Here is a 23,319-nt window from a genome sequence, read left to right as displayed (position 1 = left end):
GGCAGTGATTGTGTTCGCATTCGAGACCCAGCATACAGGAGGCGCTTTTCTTTTTGCAAACTGCGTTTTAATTCATTACAGGAATAGCTCCTTTCTATCACATACATCTCACACAACCTCCTCCACCGGTACTCTTATCTCACCGCTCATCAGTTTAGGTAACAAGGTGTCGCGAAGTGACTTTAGAACCCTTGTGGATTGAAAATTATTAAATAATTCTTCATCTATTAATTTAATAAAATCGTTAAAAATGTCAATTATATCCACGTCACTTGGGACAACAACTTTTACTCTTTCAATTCCTGATTTATTAATTGCATCAAAGATTGATCCATTACTTGCATCGTGAAATTGTTTAGTAATTGTCTTTAGCCAATAATACAGAATATTGTTTTTATGATGCTTAAGTCTTAATGCTGAAACACCTCTGCCTATACAACATTCCTTATATGCAACGTTAATTTGCCCGACAGGTGCTCTAACACTTAATAAAACATCTCCAGGTTTAGCAATCTTATTTGGTTTGCTACAATACATAGACTCCTCTGGATATTTGAACCCAAAATCTTTAACACCTTGATAAAAGACCATACCAACACCCACAGAATTATACGTATCAGAAGATGGCGATTGACCCATATTTATATGACATATATCTCCTAAGGTCCCAACTCTCCACCCCTTTGGTATTAACCCCAGTTCACTTTCCTCAAACTCCCCGTCTTTAAACGGCTCAAAGTCCACAAACCAGGACTTGAAGATTGCCTGCGCCATTTCTTCAAGGATTTTGTTGATTTGGTTGTTAAGCTCGATCATATCGTCAAGGGCAGACAGTGTGGCGGAGATTGCTTTTTGCTCAGGAAGTGGAGGAAGATTTACGTTCAACTCTGCTACTTGACTAAAAGTAATTTGTGGAAACGTTCCAGAGCGTGCTTCTGCGACTTGTTGTAAAGTGTCCAGCACCTCATTTGACGTTAGATACAAATAAAGGAATTTATTATCGATTAAATCCTTACTTCTAATAACCATGAATTTAGTTGATACAACATAGTCTGAAGCATCAAAATTAACCATAGCGTACCTTTTATTTTTAGGCCTGATTTCGCTATAAAGAATATCTCCTCTTTTTATGCTTTTCTTGGCTTGGCCAGGCATATCCGCAACAGGCGAATAATTATTATGCAAAATTGAGCCGTCATAAACATCAGATGTATTTAGAAATATCAACTCTGACTTTTCAAAAGAATGTGTAATTGACACACTTTCGCATACATCACCGAGTTTAACCTCTCTCCACTCACTAAAACTCACACCCTATCACCTCCGATGCTGTCCTTTTTCCCTTTCAGCTTCTTTGCGGTCTTGTCTATACTTTCTAAAAAATGCTTTTCCACCTCGGAAAGCTCATTTTTGGTCCGTTCCCTATACTTCTCATACTCTTCTATTGCCTTTTGAGTGGCTTGTTGGTGGCTGATTTTGCCTGCGTGCGTAAGGATCTCATTGTCGCTCATTTTAAGGAAATCGTCCAATTTTTCTATCCAGTCGACCATGTACATTGGCTTTCTGCGCATTGCCTGAAGCTCGGCAAATTCGATATACGCATTGACGATGCGGTTTAGTACAGCCAGTTCATCCTCTGTAAGATAGTTTTTGGCAATCTGGGATTCTGACCTGGTAGGCTTGGAACCGGTAAAGTTGGTCATTCCCATAAAAGGCTTTGTACTATCAGCTCTCAGATACACTATTTCTGCCGCAGTATGCCCATGGGCCGCCCAGTGCATTTTGTTCTGGACCGTTTGAAAAAACTGCTGTGAAATGGCCGCATCCGGTGAATAGTCAATACTCGTCGCGTAAATATCCAAAATCTTGCGGTAAAATACCTTTTCTGAGGAGCGAATATCCCGGATGCGCTCCAATAATTCCTCAAAATAATTGCCGCCGCCTGCTTTTTTCAGCAGGTCATCATTCATAGTAAAGCCTTTGATGATATATTCCTTAAGTCTTTGGGTTGCCCAGATTCTGAACTGAGTGCCCCTGTGGGATTTAACACGATAGCCAACAGAAATTATGACATCCAAGTTATAAAATTTCGTCTTGTATTTCTTACCGTCAGCAGCAGTTGTCAAGTATTCCTTGACAACTGAAATTTCATCAAGTTCGCCTTCTTTAAATACATTATTGATATGCAGACTAACATTCTGTTTGCTGGTCTGAAACAACTCAGCCATTTGGGCCTGAGTCAGCCAAACCGTCTCGTTTTCCATTCTCACATCGATTTTGGTTTTCCCATCTTCAGTTTGGTAAATTAATATTTCCGAATTATTTTCAAAACTCATACCCGATCGCCCCCAGTCTTTTACGGATTTCCTCCTCCAGAGACTTGCGCTTTGCAAACATTTCGGCAAGTTCACCGGTAAGCCTGGCCATTTTTTCATCAAAAGGCTCCCCGTCATCGACCCGTTCTTCAATGCCCACAAACCTGCCGGGGGTGAGAATATACTCATGGGAGCGCACTTCATCCAAGGTGGCAGATTTGCAGAATCCTTTGATATCCTCGTATTCTTCGCCCTTTTTCCATTTGTGGTATATATCGGCGATATATTTTATCTCTGTCTCATAATCAAGTTCCCTGTGTTTGCGGTCAACCATCGTACCCATCTTGCGGGCATCAATAAAGAGGATTTCGTTACTGCGATCCCGGCCTGCCGATTTCTTATTCTTGGTTAAGAACCACAGACAGGCGGGAATGGTTACATTATAGAAAAGGTTGGGCGGCAGAGTGATGATACAGTCCACCAGCTTGTCTTCGATAATATTCTTCCTTATCTCGGCCTCACTGCTTGTATTGGTAGACATAGCGCCGTTTGCCATGACAAAGCCCGCTACCCCGTTTGGCGAGAGCTTGGAAATAATATGCTGTATCCAGGCATAGTTGGCGTTTCCGGCAGGGGGCATACCATACTTCCAGCGAGCATCATCGGTAAGCCTGTTTGCACCCCAGTCCTTGATATTAAAGGGTGGATTGGCAAGGATATAGTCCGCCTTTAACATCTTGTGGAGATCATTGGAAAAGGTATCCGCATCCCGCTCGCCAAGGTTTCCGTCAATGCCCCGGATGGCAAGGTTCATTTTGCAAAGTCGCCAGGTGGTAGCGGTATATTCCTGTCCAAAGATATGGATGTCGTCCTTTCTTCCGCTGTGTTCTTCAACGAATCTTTGGCTCTGCACAAACATACCGCCGGACCCGCAGCACGGGTCATAAACCCTGCCTTTATAGGGCTCAATCATTTCAACAAGCAGCTTTACGATAGATGGCGGAGTGTAAAATTCGCCTTCTGACGAACCGAACTTCCCAAGGAAGTATTCGTAAACCCTACCGAGCACATCTTTTGCTCTTGCCTCCTTATCACCAACCTTAAAGGAAAATAGGTCGATAAGCTCGCCAAGCTTTGTTTTGTCTATTTCCGGGCGTGCATAGTTTTTCGGCAACACCCCTTTAAGGGAGGCGTTTTCCTTTTCAATAGCGATCATTGCTTCATCGATAATCTGTCCGATAGTAGGCTGCTTGGCATTGGATTTTATGTACTCCCAACGGGCTTCCTTCGGTACGAAAAAAACATTCTCTTCGGTATAAGCATCTATATCTTCCTCAAATCCTTCACCCTCGGCAACCAGCTCGTTATATCTCTCCTCAAAAGCATCGGAGATGTATTTAAGGAAAATAAGTCCCAGTACTACATGCTTGTATTCCGAAGCCTCAATGTTGCCGCGCAGTTTATCTGCCATTTCCCACAGATTATTTTCAAACCCTAAATTGATCGTTGCCATTTTTTATCCTCCTCATCATACGCAATCTATTGCTTTATCCAAAAAATACCTATTAAAATCTTTATAGATCTGTATTCCTTGATTTTCGCTTCTAGCGGTTCCGTAACATTTCAGATATGGACTGCCTTTTTTATGTACAACTGAGATTCTGCGTTCTTTGTTAACAGAGTCGTTTCCCAAACACTCCAAACCATTATCGAAATCCAATACGGCAATTTCGTTTTCTTTCATATCAGGATCAGTGCATACCAGGACAAAGAAATGTTTTCTGTTTGGCTCCGGAAAGTTTTTAATGACCTCCATTTCTTTTTCCGTAAAACGCACATCCCACTTTCTAGTATTCTTTCTATCGCTTGCTTTGCAGGTGGTTGAGTATTTGATATATACTTTATAATCGCCAAGATCTGTGGTGAACTTTACGATTTTACTTTTTTCTCCCGCTTCAAACAAAGCTGGTGTAATACCGTTAGAAATAAGATAGGATAAAAAAGCCCCGCAGAAATAATCAATTTTCTTTACCATTCGCACCGTCCCCTTACACTAATTGATTATAAATTTTCTCCTTCTCTTCCAAATAACGTTTCTCAGCTTTGGTCACAGTCTCTTGATATACCGCAACTTCCCTTGCATACTTTTCCACTAGCTCTTTCTGCTCTTCAATACCTAGCAGCGGTATTTCCATTTCCATAATGTCAGTGTGATTTATATTTACAATGGACGTTCCTCGTTGAAAACTTTTTATAATCGTTATTCCGACAGGACTCTCAAAGAATATCTTAAGGTAATCACTCAGTACTCTGTTATTGGGTCTGATAACGATAACATTGGCCGAGGCGATAACGATATTTTTTTGTTTACGGTATACACCTGTTTTAATTGCCGACCCTCTACTGGACAAGACTATGTCTCCGTCTATCAACTCATATCTTTTAATTTTTCGTTCTTCTTCATCAATACTGTCCATATTGGAATAATCAATGCCGGTATCAGTAATGTTTGAAATATTTAGTACCAGAATTTTTCCAGGCTTAACATCCTTTTTCAGGATTGATTTTCCCCTGAAAACCTCTGCAACTTCATGAAGTTTCACTCTTTCAAGAGTTGATGTCTTATACTTTCTGATATTCTCGTCATCATCTGCGAGTATAAGTTCAATTCGCCAATCCTCATGAGCGGCAAAATCTCCGCTCCTCACTACCTTCACTTTATCGACATAAAGACCATTATCATAACCCAAATATCCCACGCTCACATTTTCCTTTTTTATAGCACCTATCTTAAGCAGATAAGTTTTTATAGCAGCGTATGGCTTAAAAGTGCCTTCAGGAAGGTTGTAAATACCCTCCAATTGATAGTGGGTCATGATATGCTCACGCAGCTTTGCTTCAGAACCACTTGCAAATGTAATCTTAGCAGGGAGCACAGTCACCAGCGTCCCTCTGTCGGATAAATGCCCAAGTAAATTCTGCGTTGCCACAATATCCGGTCTTGAGGACATAAATTTATGGTTAACGCCTTCAATCTTGCCGCCAAAGTCAGGCAGTGAATAAATAAAGTCAAAACGTGCGTCACTAAGCAGCTCCTGGTATATCGACTGATTAAGAATACTGACGTTCTCATATTCTTCAAACCCAAGCTTAAGCAGTATAAACATAAGTACATTGGATGTGGTAAAGGTTATATTGCTTGACTGATGCTTCTCCACCAAGCCTTTAAGACCTGACAGGCTTTTTTCTGCTTCGGCAATAAGTATCGACTGGGCTTTTGCATCATCTATCAGGCTACAGACATATTCCGTCAAATAAGCTGGAGAGAATATCTGTCCGAAACGGTCATTTTGGTATAGCTTAAGTGTAAACTCAATCAGATCAATTTCTTGTGCAACCTTATAAATAGAAGAAAAGAAATCCCTGTCGCCCGGAAAGTATCCCAGGATTGTACTTTCGGTAGAATGCTTCATTAATTCGAAAAGCTGCTCTCCATCCTGTAGAGATTTTTTCCGTGATTTCACGGCTCGCGTTGTAAGTTTGACGCGTAACATTTCGTTTAATAATTGCTCCCGGGAGGTAATACCGCGCATGGCAAATGAATTTATAAAAACATCTATTGATGGGTTCATAATTTTCCTCCTTTCTATCCAAATGTGTAAATTCTTCCATTGATAGTAGTGTATCATAAATATTTTAGTATGTCTATACTAAAATATTATTTTTACATTTTTTGTCTGTTGATGCTACTCTATTTTGTTTCTTTGTCTGACGTTGAATATTTCTTAGAGTGGGCAGTTCACTGCATAGCTCACGGTGAACCGTACCACAGTTCACCAAATAAACAGACTGCCCCCTTGGTATAAAAGTAAGGTTTTTCAGAGTTACCCCATCCCTGATTTCAAAAAATACATGTTGCTGCTCTTGCCCCCGTCCTCACGCCACCGCTGCTCTTTGCAAACATAACCGCTCTTTTCAAGGTCCGCGATGGCTCTTTTTACGGTGCTCCGTGACAGCTTCAGTTCTGCGGCGATGGTACCGATCGCCGGATACCATTTGCCATTCTTGTCCGCCCTGTCACGAAGGTACATGTAGACGGCTACAGCCCTATGGGGAAGCTCTGATGCATAAAGCGATTCAAAATAGCCCATCAGGCACCTCCTAATCTGTGCGCAGCGGCGGCTCCATTTGCCGCTGTGTTTTTGTCTTTGTTTGCAGCCTGGACTTCAATGCTTTCCCCTGAATCTCTTCAGCGGTGCAAGAGATTTGCCGCCTTGAGCTGATGTGGAGTATGGTTCCTGCTCTTCTATATCTTCATATGATATGTGCCGCTTGACGATCTCCTCTTCCAGCTCTTTTTTTGTCAGCATAGGCAACCTTGAACAGCTTTAAACTGGTTTTCATAGGACAGGCGCCGGTCTTTGCGACAATGAAGCTGCCTTTGGGCAGGGTCTTCAATTCATCGGGAGTCATCAGGGGACGCTGGATCATTTGCAAGGATTGGGACGGATCATACTTCCCCCGGGTAACCGAACCTGATAAAACCGTCTTATTGCCAAGGCTTCTGGAGAGTATCTCTGCTGATTCCGAGTTAGGGGCAAAGCCTCCAAAGATGGTGTCCTGGCAGTTGTCGATGATGATGGCGGCTCCTTCCTTGCCGTAGTTCTTTTCAAGCTGTGCAAAGCTCTGTATAATAGCCACGATTTTTCTTGATGGTGCAGGATCGCTGCCTGTTTTTTTATCCTGTGTTTTTGTATCTTTGTTCATAGTTCAGCTCCTTTCCGGCAACAAAAAAAGACGCTGCCTTTTCAGATAGCGCCTCATGCTTATATGCCTTTCATAAAAAAATACCGGTATGCATTTCTACACACCACCCATCTGAGGAGTTTCATCCGGCTCATCTTCCACATATTCGTATTTACCGGTGTTTTCATTGTAGAGACATCCTGCTTCGGCAAGGTCTATATCAAGAATACTTGCCGCCAGCTCAAGCGCCTCGGCAGAGCCGCCCTCTGCTGTAAAGTAACTCAGGGTTTTACCATCTTTAAACTCTGCCTTACCAGTGTTATAGCCAAAGTCCTCATCCGCCCATTTGTAGTCAAAACGGATATCAGGAAACATAGAGGACGGCTTTTTCATTAAATCGCTAACGCTGCTCCATGCGGTTAAGAATTTTATCGAGCTGCCGTCAAAATTTTCTGCGGTATGTTCGTCATAGCCATAGCTGTTCCATTTTGTTCCCCAGTTTTTTATACTCCAGTCGTACCAGCAGTTTTCAGCGCCGTACTTTTCAATTTCCTCCCTGCCCAGATCCCCTCTGTAGATGTGTTCCGGCATCGGTGTAATTTTATTGAAGTCATTGCTGCCGGTTCCAATCTCATCATTTTTGATGGCTTCAAACATTGCGCTGACCTTTTCCTTATCACCAGATGCGGTAAGTATGTTTGTAATATGATTTGGCATGTTACATTCCTCCCATCGTCTGTTCGCAAATGTTTTGTTTGTTTTCCTGTTTCAGCTCCCGCTCCGGCTTGATGAAGAAATGATCACTATTCCAGAAGCTGACAAAGATTTCACCGTCATTCCTAAAAAAGGGCATAAAAAAACGGCAGCATCTTATTTCTAAAATGCCACCGCTAATTTGCTAATAGGAGATTCCTTTTCCTTATTTGGTTTTAGCTGTATATAAAATGAAGCTGCGCTATCAGGCAATCTAATACCCTTGAGAAGCCAACCCAGTTTCTGATTAGCTGCTAGTTGTGTTAAGAGATTATTCAAAATGCGAAAATTTCTTGACACTGCCCAAATAGATTAGGTCTACTTTTATTCGCTTTTTAACACCAGCTACTATAATATGGATTAGGGGAAGTGGCAACTACCCCCAACCTATAACAATTTGCCCCAGAACAATAAAATAGTACAAGTCGGGGCGAACTAATTGCAGACCATGTCAATGCAATGGGCGGCTCCCTTTCACTTCTCACCGCAGAAATCGACGTTTCCAAACTCCAGCAGGAGCAACACGAACCCGTTCCAGACACGAACAAAATCACGCTGACGCTGATAGGAAGGAAATGCTCGGCGGAGGACCTGCACGTCAACCAGCCGCTCGGCACGGGCCTCGGGCTCCTCGACGGTGGAATCGATTCTGCTCGCGATGACGTGCTGAATCCGAACAAGATCCTCATGCGAGCGCCAGTTGGAGATTAGTGAGATTCTTTGCGCGCCGAACTGCTGCTCAAACTGGGCGAAAGCGTCTGGCATAGCGCCCGCCCACACCATGATACGCTGCTTGTCATCCCCCACGGCTGTGAAGATGGCCTCGCTGCCATCGAACGCGGTACGTAGAAGCTCAAACTGGACAAAGGTTGTATCCTGAAACTCGTCGAAAAACACGACTGAATATGTGAGACGCAGGGCTTTGAGGATCGACGGGTTCTCTCGAATCAGTAATTCGACAAGTCGGTTAAGCATCGGAAACGACAGCGGGACATGGTCAAAGTCTTGGTCCCTCTCGAACCGAAGCAGCGGAAATTCTTCATGAAAACCTTTTCGATCTTCATTGCCTGAATTTCTCATCCTTTCCAGTCCACCTTATTTTAAGGCTTAATAATTCGACCTCCCCATTATAGACATAATTATATAATAAATTCTGGAAAACTTGTTGAAAGACTTTTATTTGACTAATTTTTCAGAATATTATTTGCGCTTTCCCTGACAAGCTATACCCCCATATTTGTCAAAGAAAATCCAGTCAGGCAAGTAATGCTTTTCTGGTTTATCTTATAAAAGTAAAAACCCGATCATTTTAAAAATAACCGAGTTTTTATCATCGTTTTTACCCCTCAAAAACTGCTCTTCAAAACTGCCGGAAAGCCTTATCCCATGCGGCTTTCGGCACGTTTTATCAGAACTACGCACTCCACATGACTAAAGTGTGCATTTATAAAAAAAGCCCGCTTTCGCAGGCTTATTTCATCGCTCCGACTGGTTCGACCACTACGATCGGACCTTCTCCACGCTTGAGCATCTTGGGGTAGGCTTTCTCCGGTTTCAGGACCGAGATCATGTAATCCATCGCAATTTGAGGATCCACGGTCTCTCCGCAGGTGTAGCAATCCAATGCCGCAAAACCTTTCTCCGGGTAGGTGTGGATTGAGATGTGGCTCTCCGAAAGCAAAACCAGAACGGTTGCTCCTTGAGGCTCAAATTGTTTGGATTGAACGGATAGAACCGTTGCACCGCACTTCTCAGCAGCCTTTACCATCATTTCTTCCAAAAATTTGGCGTCATTGAGCATGTTAAAGTCAGCACCCCACGTGTCGACAGCAACATGTCTCCCATAAGTTGAATACACCTCTTGGGTCATGAGCTTTCGGCCCCCTTCCTAAACGAAAAATTGGTGTTGCTCGATTTTTCGCATAGGACCTACGTCATTCACCACGGGGGAAAGTTAGTCCGGAGAGGTCCTAACCCTTTAAGTGAATCCTGGTTCCTAATCCGATTTCGTTTGCTTCGATTTATTTTTAACGAAGATTAAAATATCACAGATTGAATATGGTTTCAATACTTTTTGCAAGTTTTTTGTGAAACCTCTCAGAAACCTGGTAGAATCGATCAACAGCAAACCCGCTGACTGTTACCGGCGGCTGCTCTTGTAACCAACCCCATAGGGTCCTTCATACGATATGTTCTTCGTGGTTATTTGGTACCTGTCAAAACACCCAAACAGCAAGGCTCAATGAACCAACAACGCCTTCCACCGCAACTTCATGACAGTCTTCCGGCTTTGACTCCTTCCAGAAATTCTTCCAACCATGCCAGTTCGGTCTCACTGTGCATCAAAGCGTTCTTGATGAGCATTACCACGCCATAAGGATGTCCGCAAGATTTGCAGCGATAAAGTTCACGAAGAAACTCCACATTCTTGCGGGCAATCTGCAGCCGCCATTCCATAGCCGCAGCCACTTCTTCAGTATTCGCCAGGTGACCGTTCATCAAAGCGGGATATAGCGGGTGAAATATCTTGGCCTCACTGCGAAAGGCTTTGTGAAGTAGTTTTCGGAATTCCTCCCGTCCTGTTTCGGTGATGCGGTAGACCCTTTTTTCCGGGCGCTTCTCCTCCTGGATCACTTCCTTTACTGCGATCCAGCCATTCTTCTCCATCTGGTCGAAAGCATAATACAGAGTTCCATAATTGACCTTAATGTAATCGTGTACTTGGCGTGTTTTCAGAATCTGCAGGACCTCATAAGGATGCAGGTCATGTTCAGACAGTAACCCCAAGATCAGAAGCCGCAATTCCATTCCGGGTTCCTCCTAGGCCGTGCCGTCGGGTATGGCTTTGGTCTGAACGGGTTTTCTATGAATTTCCAGTTTCGACTTGCCAAGAAACGCCGAAATCACCAACCCCGCAAGTGCTGCTCCCAGGCTGAAGAGGAATACATTGGAGATTGCTTGTGCCAGGCTGTTTTGCAAAATTGTCAAAACCGGTGCGGGAATCGCCATTCTTGCTGCCGGTTCCAGCAGAACCTGAGGGTCCTTCAGCAACGCCTCATTCACAGGCAAACCTGTGATCTGTTGAGCCAGGGAATGGGTCATGGTCATAGTGACGATGGTGCCCATAATGGCCACCCCGACCGTTCCCCCAATGGAGCGGAAGAAAGTGACACTTGATGTGGCAACCCCCCGTTGTGTCGGTTCCACCACTCCCTGCACCGCTGTGGTGGTAACCGGCATCAAGGGTCCGGTCCCCAAACCGAAGATGATCATATACAGGATCACTTCAAATGACGATGAAGTCATGTTGAGACGGGTCAACAGGAAAGCGCCCAGCGACATGACGGCCATGGCTGTCAAAGTGATGGTCCGATAGGTATACTTCCGCATGACCAATCCGCCAACCGTGGAGCCCACCACCAGCGACAGCATCATCGGGGTCAGGATGTTACCCGCATTCGCTGCACTTCCGCCGAGAACACCCTGCACAAACAGAGGAATATAGGTGGCTCCCCCCATCATCGCGGCCCCCTGCAGAAAAGTAACAGCACTGACAACTGCAATCACCCGTTTCCTGAACAGGGAAAGAGGCAGCATGGGTTCTTTGGCTCTTCGTTCCACCTGCAGGAAAAACCCTAGAAACAGCAGTGAGATCGCAAATAGCCCCAACACTTGCCATGAAGACCATTCGTATTCCTTGCCTCCCAACACAAGCGCCAGAAGCAAGGTAATTACCGACACCGCCATCGTGCCGGCTCCCAGGTAATCCACCTTCGGCGAATGGCCGGCCGCTTTGGTTTCCACCAGTGAGAACATAAGAATACCAAAGGAAACAATACCCAGTGGCAAATTAATGTAGAAAATCCATTCCCAGGAGAAGAATTCGGTAATGTAGGCACCAAGCGATGGTCCAAACACTGACGAAATTCCGAACACGGTACCGAAAATCCCTTGCATGCGGCCTCTTTTTTCCGGCGGGAAAATCTCAAAGATAATTGTGAAAGCGGTCGGCATGATGGATCCTGCGCCCAGCCCCTGAAGGCCCCGGTAAATCACCAGCTCAAACATGGAATCGGCTGTACCGCAAAGGGCTGACCCTGCCATAAAGACTCCCAGCCCCAACAGGAAAAAGAGTTTACGCCCATACATGTCAGATAACTTCCCGACAATAGGCATGATGGTGGTCATCGTCAACATATAGGAAGTGAAAACCCATGAATAAATCTCCATTCCCTTCAATTCCGCAACAATTGTCGGCATCGCGGTCGCCACAATCGTTTGGTCAAGCGATGCAAGAAGGAGTGCCAGCATCATGGCGGCTACTGTCCATTTCACATTTGTTTGCTTCATAGATCCTCCTTGGACAATATATTCAAATTGTAGTACACAAATTATAGTACTCAAATTGAAGCTGAAATGCAATCCATATTCAGCATAACTTTTGTTTGATTTTGCAGATAATTTCTGCTAGACTCAAGGCATACCTTGGAAAAAGGTAAGTTTGTCAGCTTTCCAAAGCTCTAGGAGGTATTCTTTAATGCAAGGGATTGTTAAGTGGTTCAGTGCGGAAAAAGGCTACGGATTTATCCAGCGCGAAGACGGCGGCGACGTGTTCGTCCACTTCTCCGCTATCCAGACAGATGGTTTCAAAACCTTGGAAGAAGGCCAAAAAGTTGAATTTGACATTGTAGAAGGTGCACGTGGACCACAGGCTGCCAACGTTGTAAGAATCTAACCCTGGTGATATTCCCCGGATGAAGCTGCTGCTTTGACCGGGGTTTTTATTTTCCTGCAGACTCACCGGGCCAAACAAAAAGCCGCGCGGCTTCCGCCACACGGTTTTTTGTCGGAATCAAATGTTTGTCCGGTTTATTCCATTTCCTTTTCCTCAAGTGATCTCAACGGTACTTCAAACATCTTCACTGCCAACTTGTTGTCCTCTCTGGCTCCTATGGCAAACAGGTAAAGGGTGCCATTGGATCCGATGGCATGCTCAATATTCTTTACATTATATCCCTTGTGCAAATCCAAGTGAATCCCGTAAGTCTTTCCTTTTGCTGTCTTATCGCCTTTTGCTGCGATCACTTTCAGATTGATCGCCTGGTCAAGGCGGGGTTCAATTTCAAACAAGTGAGTCCCGTAAGCAAAATCCGCCTTTTCATAGAACTTTTTCTTCGATTTTCCACTGAGCAGGTACTCGTGATTCTTGATGTCAAATATATAACCTTCCTGCGTATAGATGAATCCGTCCTGCGAATGAACGGGAGTCTCTTTCCCCGGCAGCTTGAATTCGTCCAGTACAACCCGTGCCCTTTCCATTTCAGACTTGTCCACTTCCGAATAATGGAAACTGTCCACGTTTAGTTTGATCACCGAATTGCCCTTGTATCCTATGTAAAGAATCTTGTTGTTGAGAATCGCTTTTTTCAAGTCGTATCCCTGGAAAGATTCCTGTTTGACAGTTCCGTCTTTGTTTACAATCAGCAGCTTAACCGTGCCATCACTTTCCTCATATACGAAAACCGGCCTGTCATCGTCTGTCACAAACGCGAATCGATTGGCATCAGGATCGAAAACACCTTTTATCTCAGCCAGGACTTTGCCCTCAAGAGGATCTCCTTGCGTGTGCTTCAAAACATCCTCAAATGTTTTTTGCTGCTGCTGTTTTTTTTCCGGCTGAGCCTGCTTCAGAAAATTAGGGGTCCATGCCGCGTTCGATTGACAACCGACAGTGACTGCCGCCAACGCAATCATTATTACAAACTTTCCAAGGTTCACACGATCACCTCAAAGTCTACTCTCTATTTACTCTAGCATAAGAAGTGAAAGGGAACCACAAAAATAGCTTTTTTTCAACACAGGAAAAGTTTAGGGATCCCACTAGAAACCATGCGTGGCTGTTATTTGCCTGGACCGGCGTCTGCGGAAAAAGGGACCGGAGACGGCAAACAGGGCCAACATGCCCCCCATGACGGCAAACATCGAGCCGGGCCAAGCGGAATCAAGCAAGACACCGTTCAGGTTGGGTGCCAAAATGCTGGCCAAGCTGAAGTTCATGCTCGCAATGATTCCGGCTGTGGGAACCATGCCCTGTGGCAAGATGTCTGCCACAAACGCCAGACCCAATGAGTAGAAAGAGCCCACCGTCGCCCCGGCAAGAGCCAGAAGCGCCATCATGGCCCACACATTGTCCCCCGCAAAGGGAAACGCCACAAAAGCGGCAGCTCCTGTCACCGCACAAAGCGTCATGACCTTTTGCCGGCCTGTTTTATCACTCCACTTGCCAAGAGGCATTTGCAAAGCCAGACTACCCACGACAAAAGCCGGAAGAATGACTGACACCCATTCCAGAGCAATGCCGTTTCGAACCGCATATACCGGAAAGTTAACATTCAAAGACGCTTCCATGTATCCGAACAGAAAAGACGGGATTAAACTCCTTACAGGAGCGCTGCAAGTACCAACTGCTCGTGAAATATTGTCCGTTAAGGTTCGTTAGATATATATGTTACACTTTCAAATGCTGCTTGACGATGGCTTTCGGATGAATCGTGATCGATTCTTTATATTCCACCAGTTCGATTTTACACTTAGGGCCGATTGTTACCTTGTCTCCCCTTACGGTCTTGGCGTTTGTATGTTCCAATGAAATCGTCGTGCCCTCGATCAGTTCTGCCGTAAGCTGATTGTACCCTCGTTTGAACAAACGAAGTACAGGTTTGACCAACAGATTCCCGAACAGTCCAAAAATGTTGGAATCGGAAAATGAGACTTGAATCTCCTCACCACCCAGTTCCTTCGTAAAACACATCCCCTTGATTTTTATTTTGATACGGTGTCCATTCAGCAAGCCGCCGACTTTCAGCGAACCGTAAGAGTCGAACTCCTCTGTTTCAACGCCTCCTCCAACTACCAGCCTCCCGACAGACCGTATCCGTTCCGCTTTCAGATGTCCGCGGACTAACGAACTTCCGCTGTTTGTAAACTCCATTGCCCGGGACTCTCCTACAACCTTCAGTCGCCCATTGTTTCTTACAATCCCGCCTTCCAGATTCCCGCGAACTGACCCGAACCCGTTAACAATATACCTTCCGGATTTCACGTTTCCGCTCATCGTTGCTGACCCGGAGATCTTAATGGCGTTCGCTTCAATGTCACCGTTGATCTTGCAGGATCCGGAAATATTGACATTGTTGAATCTGCCTCCGTTCGTGGAACCACTTCCCGAAATTGTCAAATCATCAACATACATTGCAGGGTTCATCAGTCTCCCCCTCTCACACTTATTAATCCTTTACTTCAATAGCGAGTGGCTGCTTCCCTTCTCTCGCAGCGTTTCCCGTCGGCTGTAAGCCTTTCCCGAACACTTGCAGGCGTTCATTGCTCATCAAGAACACAAACGCAAGGGTTAACAGGGCGGGTATCATCGCCCAAATAAAGGTATCGGCAATCGAAGTCGACAAGGATCCAGTGATCTTGTCAAGTACCGGCTGAGGAATCCTGGAGCGGGTTTCCGGCGCAAGGATCATGCGCGGATCATGAAGCGCTCCGCCCTGGGGTACCTGCCCCATACCCGCAAACGCTTCAGTCAATCTATTGGCAAAGAGATTCCTTTGGATGATACCGAAAATGGTGATTCCCAACGTCATGCCCAATGCCCGCAGGAAAGAACTTGTGGAGCTGGCTGAACCGCGCTGTCTTTCGTCGAAATGGTGAATGACCGCCATGCCCAGCACCGAGAAAGAAGCTCCTACACCCAATCCGACTATAATCATGTAAATCGTCACCATGTAACGCGTTGTGTCAGTCGACAATGTACTGAGGAGGAAAATTCCGATTACCATAAGTACGGTGAAAATCGCCATGACGTTGCGATAGCTGGTTTTGGCGGACAAGAATCCCCCCAGTTGTGCGGATACCACGGTGCCAAGCATCATCGGCAGCAAGACTAACCCCGAGTTGGTCGCGGTTCCACCCAGGACCCCCTGAACAAAGATCGGAATGTACACTGTCGCGACAATAAAAGTGGCTCCTGAAAACAGCCCGACCAGATTGCTTGCGGCAAACAGACGCTTTTTAAACATCTGATACGAAATAATCGGTTCAACCGCTTTTGTTTCCGCGTAAAGAAATGCAGCAAATAAAAAGCCAAACGCGGCAAACAAGCCGAGAATAATCCCGGAATCCCACTCGTATTTGTTGCCTCCAAGCTCAAGGGCGAACAACAAACTTGCTACGGCAGGGACAAGTGTAACCGTTCCCCACCAATCGATTTTTTGCCTGGCGTGCTGCAGCGATTCCCGATAGAAATACGCAACAAACGCAAATGCCAGCACCCCTAAAGGCAAGTTGATGTAAAACACCCAGCGCCAGTCGATAGAATCGGTGATATACGCCCCCAACAGAGGCCCGAAAATACTTGAAAGCCCAAACACCGCGCCGAACAAACCACCCATTTTGCCTCTCTGTTCCGGGGGAAAAATATCGTACATGATGGTAAACGCAATCGGCATGAGCGCACCTCCGCCAATCCCCTGAATCGCCCGGTAGATACTGAGTTGTTCAATGCTTTGCGCGGTGCCGCACAAAACAGACCCCAACAAAAACATAGACAGGCCAAAAATAAAAAACCGTTTCCGTCCATACATATCGGACAGTTTCCCGAAAATCGGCATGCCTGCCATTTCAGTTACCATGTAGGCGGAGGTAACCCAAACGAACTTGTCGAGTCCCCCAAGATCTGCGACGATCGTACCCATTGCGGTAGCGACAATTGTATTGTCCATAGCGGCGATCAAAATCCCCAACAACAGTCCGGCAACAACAAAACCCAACTTACTTCCGTCAGATCTTTTTGCTTTCATGAACCTTGACCCCCTTTGCCTGATGAAATGTCTCTTTGTATTCGACCAACCCGATTTCACACCCGGGCCCAATGATCACTCTGTTCCCGCGAACCACCTCGGCTTTTGTGTATTCCAGATGGATGTCGTCTCCTTCAATCGTTTCGGAAGAGAGATGATTATATCCGACAAACAATCGGAATCGAGATCGAACATGTATGGTTTCTCCTCCAATTTCCTTGACCTCGCAAGGACCGTACGGACTGATGTCAATCTTCCCGGCGTTCAACAACCCGTCAATTGTAAACCCCCCCTTTGCAACAAAGGATTCCGCATTGCAGTCTCCATTGACCGTTAAAGCGCCCAGAATCTTGATTTCGTCTCCGCTAATGCTGCCATCAACATCTGCGTTCCCGGCAATCCGGAAAAGTTTAGCCTTTACATTTCCATGAAACGTACAGTTCCCGTTGATCTTTAAGTGGGTGCAATCCAAATCCCCGGCAATTTCCGCTTCTCCGTTCACACTCACTTTTTCGTATACTCCTCCGGCTGCTGTTCCGGTGCCATAGATTTTCAAATTCCGATTCCCCCGGGCCAGATTCTCCATTTTGTTTTTCCCCCATTTACGCAAGTTTCAATTTCAATTCTTCTATGCAGTTGGCGAGGTTGAACTGAGCGACCAGCTTGGCGCCGCTCTCGAAATACACTTCACTGGGGCTGGAAACCATACAACAAATCGCAACTCCCAGTTTCCTAACAAAAATCAAATCACAGTTTTTGCCATGAAATTTTGGGTAATGATCTGCCAACGCCTGCACTATGATTTTTGTTTCATCCAGACTGATTTCCCCTGTCTGAAGCATCTTTTCAAGAATATAGACGTATAGGAGTTGTTCAAAATCAAAAACTTCAGTTTCCCCCTGATATTTCTCATACATTGCGAGGACTTCTTTCGAAACAATGTTTCGTTTCAGAAGTTCGTCTTTGGTTAAAGAAGCTTCCGCAGGATTTGGAGAGAACATATCGGCCAGTTCGTTCAAAGACAAACCTTCTTTCATGTTCAGAATCTTGTCGATCCTGTCCAAGATTTTGGCTTTTGGAAAAAAAGTCTCCTGTCCGGTGAAAGTGGACTTTCTTATAAACCAGTCTTCGGGGATCAAGTTCTTCCTTTTCCATCTGTATAACTGGCCGTAAGAAATCCCCGTCAGTTCCAGGAGTTCTTTTTTTGAGATCAGATTCTGGTCCATCCAAACACACCCTTTCTCAAGCAACAGTGTAACATAACAATGTTACGTTGTAAACAAATAATGTCATACAACGGCGGACCACAAAAAACAAATATCCCGTACCACTTATATCGTGATACGGGATAATTTTTGTCCGGCAAGATTAGTGCCAGCCACCCCCAACGGATAACGGCTGCATATCTGTTCTTTTCTTTGACGGTTCCGAAATCAGCATGGTTCCTTCGGTTGCGTATTGTATATGCCAGGACAGAGCCTTTTCCAAAACATGCGGAGTGTGTCCGCCGCGCGACAGAGCTTCCTGATAATATTCATAGAGTTGTGGTCGATACGACGGATGCGTACACTTTTCAATAATTACCGGTGCCCGTTCTCTGGGAGCCAGTCCACGCAGATCGGCCAGACCCTGCTCGGTTACGATTACATCCACATCATGCTCAGTATGGTCAATATGGGTAACAAAAGGAACTATACTTGATATATTTCCGTTTTTTGCGATTGACTTAGTTACGAAAACTGCCAAACGTGAATTCCGTGCAAAATCTCCAGATCCGCCAATTCCGTTCATCATTCGGGTTCCAAGTACATTTGTTGAATTCACATTCCCGTAGATGTCTGCTTCCAGCGCCGTATTAATGGAGATTAGTCCCAGTCTGCGAACAATCTCCGGGTGATTCGATATTTCTTGCGGGCGCAATACAATCTTGTCGCGATATTTTTCAAAACTGTTTAGCACAGAATCCATTTTTCGGGGTGACAAGGTTATGGAACATCCGGAAGCAAACCTGATTTTTCCGGCATCCAATAAATCAAATACCGCGTCCTGTAAAACTTCCGAATACACCTCAAGGTTTGAAAACTCGGAAGTCATGAATCCGTTGAATACCGCATTTGCTACAGAGCCAATACCTGATTGCAACGGTGCAAGATGGGCGGGCAGTCTGCCCATTTTCACTTCATGACGCAAAAAATCAATCAAATGACCAGCCATCAACGCCGTTTCCTCATCCGGCTGCTCAATGGTGGAAGGTGAATCTGGTTGATTGGTTATGACAATCCCTTTTATTTTATCGATATCGACCGCAATCCCGATGCTGCCTATACGCTGTTCTACGGACGTTAAAGGAATCGGCAGACGCTGGCCTTGCAAACCCGGATCATAGATATCATGTATTCCTGCAAGAGAAGATGGCTGAGCGACGTTTAATTCAACAATGACTTGTTTTGCACGTTGCACAAATATACTGGAATTCCCGACAGATGTTGCGGGTATGATTTGTCCGTCTTCTGTAATTGAAACCGCTTCCACTATGGCGAAATCAATAGGATCCAGTATGTTTCCCCGAATGGCTTCGGCAGTATGCGACAAATGTTGATCAACAAACAAGATTTCCCCACTGTTAATTTTTTGCCGCATCAACTTATCTGCCTGAAATGGCAGGCGCTTGTTGACAATTCCTGCTTCCGCCATAATCGCATCTACGTCAGAGCCCAAAGAAGCTCCGGTATAGACATTGATTTTGAAAGGTTTGTTCTCCTTTTTTGCCCGATCGGCCAGAGCTATTGGTACGACTTTGGCATCGCCCGCACGCGTAAATCCGCTTAATGCTATTGTCATGCCATCCCGGATCCAACCGGCAGCCTCTTCGGCGGACACAATCTTCTGATACAAACTTTTATCTCGTAACCGTTCGGATAACATTTACCCCCACCTACCATTCGTTTTGTTTTCTAAACTAGCACAGTTCAAAAAACTCCACATCCGATCCCAAACAAAACAGCAGATTCAGGAATAAAACAGAATTTTTCCATCTGAATCCATAAAAACAGCGATCCCTCTCCCGTTGAATTCAAAGGGAGGAATCGCCTCAAAATGCAATTCTGTTGCCCTAAAACCCAAGCAATTTCCGGAAATGACTCGCATATTTTTGACTGACAGGAATTCGAGTCCGGTTTTGATCCTTCAGCACCAGCACAAAAGTTGAGTGAAAATCGGGATGTATTTCGGCGATCGCATTCACGTTCACAAAGAAAGCGCGATGGCAGCGGACAAAATATTCTTGCGGCAGAATCTTATGCAGTTCAACGAGACTGTATTTGTTAAGATAAACATCTTTCTCTGTATGAAGCAACGTTTTTCCATTATGGGACTCTATAAAGAAGATATTCGGAAAGGAGACGGGTATCCAGCGATCTTCTTTTTTCCCTATCAAAAAATGGTGCCTGGGCAGCTTTTCACTTTCTTTTCCCAAAAAACGCGGAAAGATAACTGTAAAACATCCCTCTGTATTCCCACGGTTGATAAGGGGAATGGACATTCCGTAATAAGGAACGCCAAATACATCACTTTCTACATATTGTGAAACCTTTTGTCTGATTTTTAATGCCTTGTGTGTTACAGTGCCTTCCCTAATGGCGTCACCAGGTTTAATTTTCAAATCAACGCTATGGCTAGGCTGGTAATAGATATACCTTGAATGATCGGCAATCGCAAAAGACACCTCTTCCGGAAACACTTCGCTTATGGCCTTTAAAATCATGGGAACCGAAGCATTCTCCATCTCTCTCACTCCACCAGACAGTCTCTATTGTTATTAAAACAATTTCCGTGAATAAATTCTATCCAATCTTGCATGATATCCTGGTACAGACCCGTTCACCAAAAAAAACAATTATCCCGTACCACTTATATCGTGATACGGGATAATTTTTGTTCGACAAGAAAGGCAATCAATCAACCAAACTTGTAAGTGATGCCGTATCCGCCCTTGGGGTACACCCACTCGATGTTGTAAGTGGGGCAGCCGATACGGCAGGTTCCGCATTCAATGCAGTTCTCGAAAGCGACCGAGGTGAAGTTGCCCTCCCATGCATACACATCCGCAGGACAGAAATGCGTGCACTCCTTGGTGGTGCACTTCATGCACACATCCTGGTCTTTGATGATCAGATGCGACTGGTGATCGACTTTGTACCGGATCGTAAACAGTTTTTCTTCAATTGTAGCGCTCATCCGTTGATCGCCCTCCATCCCTTGTATCCGAGTTTCAAGAGATCCCATGTTCCGCCGGTAGCTTCCTTCAGACGCTTGATCGCGTAGCGCTGCTTCTCAGCTTTGGAGACACCATCCACAAGCAACATCTGGAAAGCGGCATCATTCAGTGCACGCGGCAAGTTTTCAAACAACACCTTCGGATCTACTTCATTCAAGAGCGAATGCAGCCCTTGGTACTTCTTCAGATCTTTATGGATAAACGACTCTTTCACTTTTGCATCATAGAGGCTCAAAGACTGGCGGGAAAAGTCGCCGCTCTTGGTCGCTTCAATGATCGCTTCCGCAGCATAGCGCCCTGAAGTCATAGCCAGGTTGGTACCTTCCCTGTGAACGAAGTTCACCAGCTGGGCAGCATCCCCGCAGATTACCCAACCGTTGCCGGACAGCGGGGGAACTGCTTTCAATCCGCCTTCCGGGATCAGGTGACCCGCGTATTCTTTGGTTTCGCCGCCCTGAATCAGCTTGCGAATGGTCGGGTGCTGCTTCACACCTTCCAGCAGCTCATAGGGCTTGACGTTGTTTTTCTTCAGATCGGACACCATCACACCGATTCCAAGGGAGATCGATTCCTTATTGGTGTAAAGGAAGCCAAGACCCGTCATGCCACGGGAGGTTTCGCCGACAAACTCGATCGTGACCCCTTCGTCGCCTTCCAGGTTGAAACGGTCCAAGATTTTCTCTTTCGGCAGGAAAATCTGTTCTTTCACTGCCAGTGACACTTGATCCGGCAGCCATTCCTTGTGCACGCCAAGTTGTTTTCCCAACAGGGAGTTAACGCCATCTGCAATGACAACAACGTTCGCGTACAGATCGCCTTGCTCACGGTCTGTTTTGACGCCGACAACTTTGTCCCCTTCACGGATCAGGTCTGTCACGACCGTTTCATATACAGGGATGGCTCCTGCCTCTTCCGCTTTCTTCGCAAACCACTCGTCGAATTTTACACGCATGCCCGTCCAGCAGTTATAAGGCTCCTTGAATGCTTCATTCCGGTGACCGAAGGTTACCACCGACTCGGGACCCAGGATCCAGAGTCTTTGTTCCACAATATGACGTTCCAGCGGCGCTTCTTTCCAGAATTCAGGAATGATGTCCTCCAACTGTTTCCGGTAGAGTACTCCCCCGAACACGTTCTTGGCCCCCGGGAATTCCCCGCGCTCCAGCAATACAACGGAAAGCCCCGCTTTGGCCATCGTCAATGCTGCTGCCGCGCCGGCCGGACCGGCTCCCACAACGATTGCGTCAAATTTGTTCGTCATACCCGGACTCCCCCTTCCTCATTGGCTGCAGATGAATTCGAACTGTTGCTGAGAAAAGAGGCGCCCTTTCTGCTGCGTACCTCTTCCGTTATGGCAGGCACAATCTGGAACAAGTCCCCTACTATACCATAATGCGCCACTTTAAAAATCGGTGCATCCGGATCGCGGTTGATGGCAATGATCAAGTCGGAATTCTGCATGCCGACAGTGTGCTGAACGGCGCCGGAGATCCCAATGGCAAAGTACAGCTTCGGGCGAACCGTATACCCGGTCTGGCCCACCTGATGTTCATGCTTGATCCAGCCGGCATCGACCGCAGCGCGGGAAGCACCTACAACGCCACCGAGCGCATCCGCCAACTCCTGAAGCATCTTGAACGGTTCCGGGCCACCAAGACCCCGGCCGCCCGCCACAATGATTTCCGCTTCTTCCAGGTTGATTTTGGATTGATCCTGGATAAAATCCAGAACTTTCGCCGCAATTTCGCTTTCTTGAATTTGAAAATCGATCTGGACGATTTCCCCCTTGCGGGACGGATCCTTTGGCAGCGCTTCAAATACGCCGGCTCGGGCAGTTGCCATTTGCGGCCGATACTGTTTGCAAAGGATGGTGGCCATCATTTTTTCCGAAAAAGCGGGACGGGAAGCCTGCAGTAAACGGCTGGGATGCGGTTCCACATCCAGTTCCGTTGTATCTGCAGTCAAACCGGTTGGTAAGTGGGTTGCAATGGCACCGGCAAGATCGCGGCCGGTAGCTGTTGCACCAAACAGCACAATCTCCGGTTTTACTTCATGAATGACTTTCATGGAAGCACGGGAATATGGATAAGTCCTATAATCTTTCAGTTCCGGCGCATCAACCAGAAACACCCGGTCTGCACCGTAAGTGATCGCCTCTTCTGCCAGTTGACCCACATTATGGCCGATTACCAGTGCCATCACTTCAACTTCCAGCTTGTCGGCCAGCCTTTTGCCTTGGCCCAGCAGCTGCCAGCCTACTTTCTTGGCAATTCCTTCGCGGTGTTCAATATAAACCAGCACTCCGCGGTACGCCGACCAATCCGGCATGTCATCGACAGCTGTTACTTTTTGTTCTTCCGTCATC

At 45.9% G+C, this 23,319-nt stretch carries 24 protein-coding genes; 1 reads left to right on the top strand and 23 read right to left on the bottom strand.

The annotated features are described in order from the left end of the window. Nucleotides 1–108: 108 nt before the first annotated feature. The 12 genes from EFBL_RS05400 to EFBL_RS05345 form a co-directional block, all read right to left on the bottom strand. Nucleotides 109–1,311 carry a restriction endonuclease subunit S gene (locus tag EFBL_RS05400; RefSeq protein ID WP_096181120.1) on the bottom strand — a complete coding sequence of 401 codons (1,203 nt, stop codon included), beginning with the start codon at nt 1,309–1,311 and terminating at the stop codon, nt 109–111. Further along, on the bottom strand, nt 1,308–2,336 hold the full coding sequence (locus EFBL_RS05395) for a virulence RhuM family protein (RefSeq protein WP_096181119.1): 1,029 nt from the start codon (nt 2,334–2,336) through the stop codon (nt 1,308–1,310). Before EFBL_RS05395 ends, EFBL_RS05400 begins: the two co-directional genes overlap by 4 nt. Next, nucleotides 2,326–3,828 carry a type I restriction-modification system subunit M gene (locus EFBL_RS05390; protein ID WP_096181118.1) on the bottom strand — a complete coding sequence of 501 codons (1,503 nt, stop codon included), beginning with the start codon at nt 3,826–3,828 and terminating at the stop codon, nt 2,326–2,328. Before EFBL_RS05390 ends, EFBL_RS05395 begins: the two co-directional genes overlap by 11 nt. Before the next feature lie 15 nt (nt 3,829–3,843). After that, a complete protein-coding gene (locus tag EFBL_RS05385) occupies nt 3,844–4,350 on the bottom strand; it encodes a hypothetical protein (protein ID WP_096181117.1) in 507 nt (168 codons plus the stop codon). 13 nt (nt 4,351–4,363) lie between these two features. Further along, on the bottom strand, nt 4,364–5,947 hold the full coding sequence (locus tag EFBL_RS05380; RefSeq protein WP_096181116.1) for a restriction endonuclease subunit S: 1,584 nt from the start codon (nt 5,945–5,947) through the stop codon (nt 4,364–4,366). Nucleotides 5,948–6,199: 252 nt separating this feature from the next. Further along, nucleotides 6,200–6,466: a helix-turn-helix domain-containing protein gene (locus tag EFBL_RS05375; protein WP_096181115.1), complete on the bottom strand. Its 267-nt coding sequence runs from the start codon at nt 6,464–6,466 to the stop codon at nt 6,200–6,202. Between the two features lie 163 nt (nt 6,467–6,629). Continuing rightward, the gene (locus tag EFBL_RS05370; protein WP_231705690.1) at nt 6,630–7,082 is read right to left on the bottom strand and encodes a type IV secretory system conjugative DNA transfer family protein; all 453 of its coding nucleotides are present in this window, start codon (nt 7,080–7,082) and stop codon (nt 6,630–6,632) included. Nucleotides 7,083–7,178: 96 nt separating this feature from the next. Continuing rightward, complete coding sequence (locus EFBL_RS05365) at nt 7,179–7,778, bottom strand: DUF1281 family ferredoxin-like fold protein (RefSeq protein WP_096181114.1); 600 nt, start codon at nt 7,776–7,778, stop codon at nt 7,179–7,181. A 510-nt stretch (nt 7,779–8,288) separates the two neighbouring features. Beyond that, a complete protein-coding gene (locus tag EFBL_RS20890; protein WP_207907613.1) occupies nt 8,289–8,894 on the bottom strand; it encodes a UvrD-helicase domain-containing protein in 606 nt (201 codons plus the stop codon). 391 nt (nt 8,895–9,285) lie between these two features. Next, on the bottom strand, nt 9,286–9,684 hold the full coding sequence (speD, locus tag EFBL_RS05355) for an adenosylmethionine decarboxylase (protein WP_096181113.1): 399 nt from the start codon (nt 9,682–9,684) through the stop codon (nt 9,286–9,288). 401 nt (nt 9,685–10,085) lie between these two features. Continuing rightward, nucleotides 10,086–10,622 (bottom strand): PadR family transcriptional regulator, encoded by a 537-nt coding sequence (locus EFBL_RS05350; protein ID WP_096181112.1) that lies wholly within the window; start codon nt 10,620–10,622, stop codon nt 10,086–10,088. A gap of 12 nt (nt 10,623–10,634) precedes the next feature. Then, nucleotides 10,635–12,164, bottom strand: coding sequence for an MDR family MFS transporter (locus EFBL_RS05345; protein WP_096181111.1), 1,530 nt, complete (start codon nt 12,162–12,164; stop codon nt 10,635–10,637). A 187-nt stretch (nt 12,165–12,351) separates the two neighbouring features. On the opposite strand from EFBL_RS05345, the gene EFBL_RS05340 reads away from it, so the two are divergent. Then, nucleotides 12,352–12,549, top strand: a complete 198-nt coding sequence (locus EFBL_RS05340; protein ID WP_096181110.1) for a cold shock domain-containing protein — start codon at nt 12,352–12,354, stop codon at nt 12,547–12,549. Nucleotides 12,550–12,683: 134 nt separating this feature from the next. Here EFBL_RS05340 and EFBL_RS05335 read toward each other — a convergent pair whose 3' ends face one another. The 11 genes from EFBL_RS05335 to EFBL_RS05285 all read right to left on the bottom strand — a co-directional run bounded on the left by EFBL_RS05335 (nt 12,684) and on the right by EFBL_RS05285 (nt 23,318). Further along, complete coding sequence (locus EFBL_RS05335) at nt 12,684–13,592, bottom strand: hypothetical protein (RefSeq protein WP_096181109.1); 909 nt, start codon at nt 13,590–13,592, stop codon at nt 12,684–12,686. A 102-nt stretch (nt 13,593–13,694) separates the two neighbouring features. Then, nucleotides 13,695–14,234: an MFS transporter gene (locus EFBL_RS05330; RefSeq protein WP_269432679.1), complete on the bottom strand. Its 540-nt coding sequence runs from the start codon at nt 14,232–14,234 to the stop codon at nt 13,695–13,697. A gap of 88 nt (nt 14,235–14,322) precedes the next feature. Beyond that, a complete protein-coding gene (locus tag EFBL_RS05325; protein WP_096181107.1) occupies nt 14,323–15,078 on the bottom strand; it encodes a hypothetical protein in 756 nt (251 codons plus the stop codon). Nucleotides 15,079–15,100: 22 nt separating this feature from the next. Further along, nucleotides 15,101–16,678: an MDR family MFS transporter gene (locus tag EFBL_RS05320; RefSeq protein WP_096181106.1), complete on the bottom strand. Its 1,578-nt coding sequence runs from the start codon at nt 16,676–16,678 to the stop codon at nt 15,101–15,103. Further along, the gene (locus EFBL_RS05315; RefSeq protein ID WP_096181105.1) at nt 16,659–17,264 is read right to left on the bottom strand and encodes a polymer-forming cytoskeletal protein; all 606 of its coding nucleotides are present in this window, start codon (nt 17,262–17,264) and stop codon (nt 16,659–16,661) included. Before EFBL_RS05315 ends, EFBL_RS05320 begins: the two co-directional genes overlap by 20 nt. 16 nt (nt 17,265–17,280) lie before the next feature. Continuing rightward, entirely contained in the window at nt 17,281–17,904 is a 624-nt protein-coding gene (locus EFBL_RS05310) for a YhbD family protein (RefSeq protein ID WP_096181104.1), read from the bottom strand. A gap of 142 nt (nt 17,905–18,046) precedes the next feature. Continuing rightward, nucleotides 18,047–19,603: a succinyl-CoA:acetate CoA-transferase ScpC gene (scpC, locus tag EFBL_RS05305; RefSeq protein WP_096181103.1), complete on the bottom strand. Its 1,557-nt coding sequence runs from the start codon at nt 19,601–19,603 to the stop codon at nt 18,047–18,049. Nucleotides 19,604–19,790: 187 nt separating this feature from the next. Beyond that, nucleotides 19,791–20,402, bottom strand: coding sequence for a LytTR family DNA-binding domain-containing protein (locus EFBL_RS05300; protein WP_369690093.1), 612 nt, complete (start codon nt 20,400–20,402; stop codon nt 19,791–19,793). Nucleotides 20,403–20,635: 233 nt separating this feature from the next. Further along, nucleotides 20,636–20,914, bottom strand: a complete 279-nt coding sequence (locus tag EFBL_RS05295; RefSeq protein ID WP_172899644.1) for a ferredoxin family protein — start codon at nt 20,912–20,914, stop codon at nt 20,636–20,638. Next, nucleotides 20,911–22,215 (bottom strand): FAD-dependent oxidoreductase, encoded by a 1,305-nt coding sequence (locus EFBL_RS05290; RefSeq protein WP_096181100.1) that lies wholly within the window; start codon nt 22,213–22,215, stop codon nt 20,911–20,913. Before EFBL_RS05290 ends, EFBL_RS05295 begins: the two co-directional genes overlap by 4 nt. Next, nucleotides 22,212–23,318 carry an electron transfer flavoprotein subunit alpha/FixB family protein gene (locus tag EFBL_RS05285; RefSeq protein WP_096181099.1) on the bottom strand — a complete coding sequence of 369 codons (1,107 nt, stop codon included), beginning with the start codon at nt 23,316–23,318 and terminating at the stop codon, nt 22,212–22,214. The genes EFBL_RS05290 and EFBL_RS05285 overlap by 4 nt, the downstream gene beginning before the upstream one ends. Nucleotide 23,319 lies beyond the last annotated feature (1 nt).

The organism is Effusibacillus lacus (genome assembly GCF_002335525.1).
GTDB classification, from domain to species: Bacteria; Bacillota; Bacilli; order Tumebacillales; family Effusibacillaceae; genus Effusibacillus; species Effusibacillus lacus.
This window is presented reverse-complemented; position numbering and strand designations above follow the sequence as displayed.

Excerpts from the sequence above, each read along its gene's own strand:
- EFBL_RS05290 (WP_096181100.1), bottom strand. The coding sequence starts at position 22,215 with ATGACGAACAAATTTGACGCAATCGTTGTGGGAGCCGGTCCGGCCGGC.
- EFBL_RS05315 (WP_096181105.1), bottom strand. The coding sequence starts at position 17,264 with ATGGAGAATCTGGCCCGGGGGAATCGGAATTTGAAAATCTATGGCACC.
- EFBL_RS05340 (WP_096181110.1), top strand. The coding sequence starts at position 12,352 with ATGCAAGGGATTGTTAAGTGGTTCAGTGCGGAAAAAGGCTACGGATTT.
- EFBL_RS05310 (WP_096181104.1), bottom strand. The coding sequence starts at position 17,904 with ATGGACCAGAATCTGATCTCAAAAAAAGAACTCCTGGAACTGACGGGG.
- EFBL_RS05295 (WP_172899644.1), bottom strand. The coding sequence starts at position 20,914 with ATGAGCGCTACAATTGAAGAAAAACTGTTTACGATCCGGTACAAAGTC.
- EFBL_RS05380 (WP_096181116.1), bottom strand. The coding sequence starts at position 5,947 with ATGAACCCATCAATAGATGTTTTTATAAATTCATTTGCCATGCGCGGT.
- EFBL_RS05390 (WP_096181118.1), bottom strand. The coding sequence starts at position 3,828 with ATGGCAACGATCAATTTAGGGTTTGAAAATAATCTGTGGGAAATGGCA.
- EFBL_RS05365 (WP_096181114.1), bottom strand. The coding sequence starts at position 7,778 with ATGCCAAATCATATTACAAACATACTTACCGCATCTGGTGATAAGGAA.
- scpC (WP_096181103.1), bottom strand. The coding sequence starts at position 19,603 with ATGTTATCCGAACGGTTACGAGATAAAAGTTTGTATCAGAAGATTGTG.
- EFBL_RS05350 (WP_096181112.1), bottom strand. The coding sequence starts at position 10,622 with ATGGAATTGCGGCTTCTGATCTTGGGGTTACTGTCTGAACATGACCTG.
- EFBL_RS20890 (WP_207907613.1), bottom strand. The coding sequence starts at position 8,894 with ATGAGAAATTCAGGCAATGAAGATCGAAAAGGTTTTCATGAAGAATTT.
- EFBL_RS05345 (WP_096181111.1), bottom strand. The coding sequence starts at position 12,164 with ATGAAGCAAACAAATGTGAAATGGACAGTAGCCGCCATGATGCTGGCA.
- EFBL_RS05375 (WP_096181115.1), bottom strand. The coding sequence starts at position 6,466 with ATGGGCTATTTTGAATCGCTTTATGCATCAGAGCTTCCCCATAGGGCT.
- EFBL_RS05285 (WP_096181099.1), bottom strand. The coding sequence starts at position 23,318 with ATGACGGAAGAACAAAAAGTAACAGCTGTCGATGACATGCCGGATTGG.
- EFBL_RS05325 (WP_096181107.1), bottom strand. The coding sequence starts at position 15,078 with ATGAACCCTGCAATGTATGTTGATGATTTGACAATTTCGGGAAGTGGT.
- EFBL_RS05385 (WP_096181117.1), bottom strand. The coding sequence starts at position 4,350 with ATGGTAAAGAAAATTGATTATTTCTGCGGGGCTTTTTTATCCTATCTT.
- EFBL_RS05370 (WP_231705690.1), bottom strand. The coding sequence starts at position 7,082 with ATGAACAAAGATACAAAAACACAGGATAAAAAAACAGGCAGCGATCCT.
- EFBL_RS05320 (WP_096181106.1), bottom strand. The coding sequence starts at position 16,678 with ATGAAAGCAAAAAGATCTGACGGAAGTAAGTTGGGTTTTGTTGTTGCC.
- EFBL_RS05395 (WP_096181119.1), bottom strand. The coding sequence starts at position 2,336 with ATGAGTTTTGAAAATAATTCGGAAATATTAATTTACCAAACTGAAGAT.
- speD (WP_096181113.1), bottom strand. The coding sequence starts at position 9,684 with ATGACCCAAGAGGTGTATTCAACTTATGGGAGACATGTTGCTGTCGAC.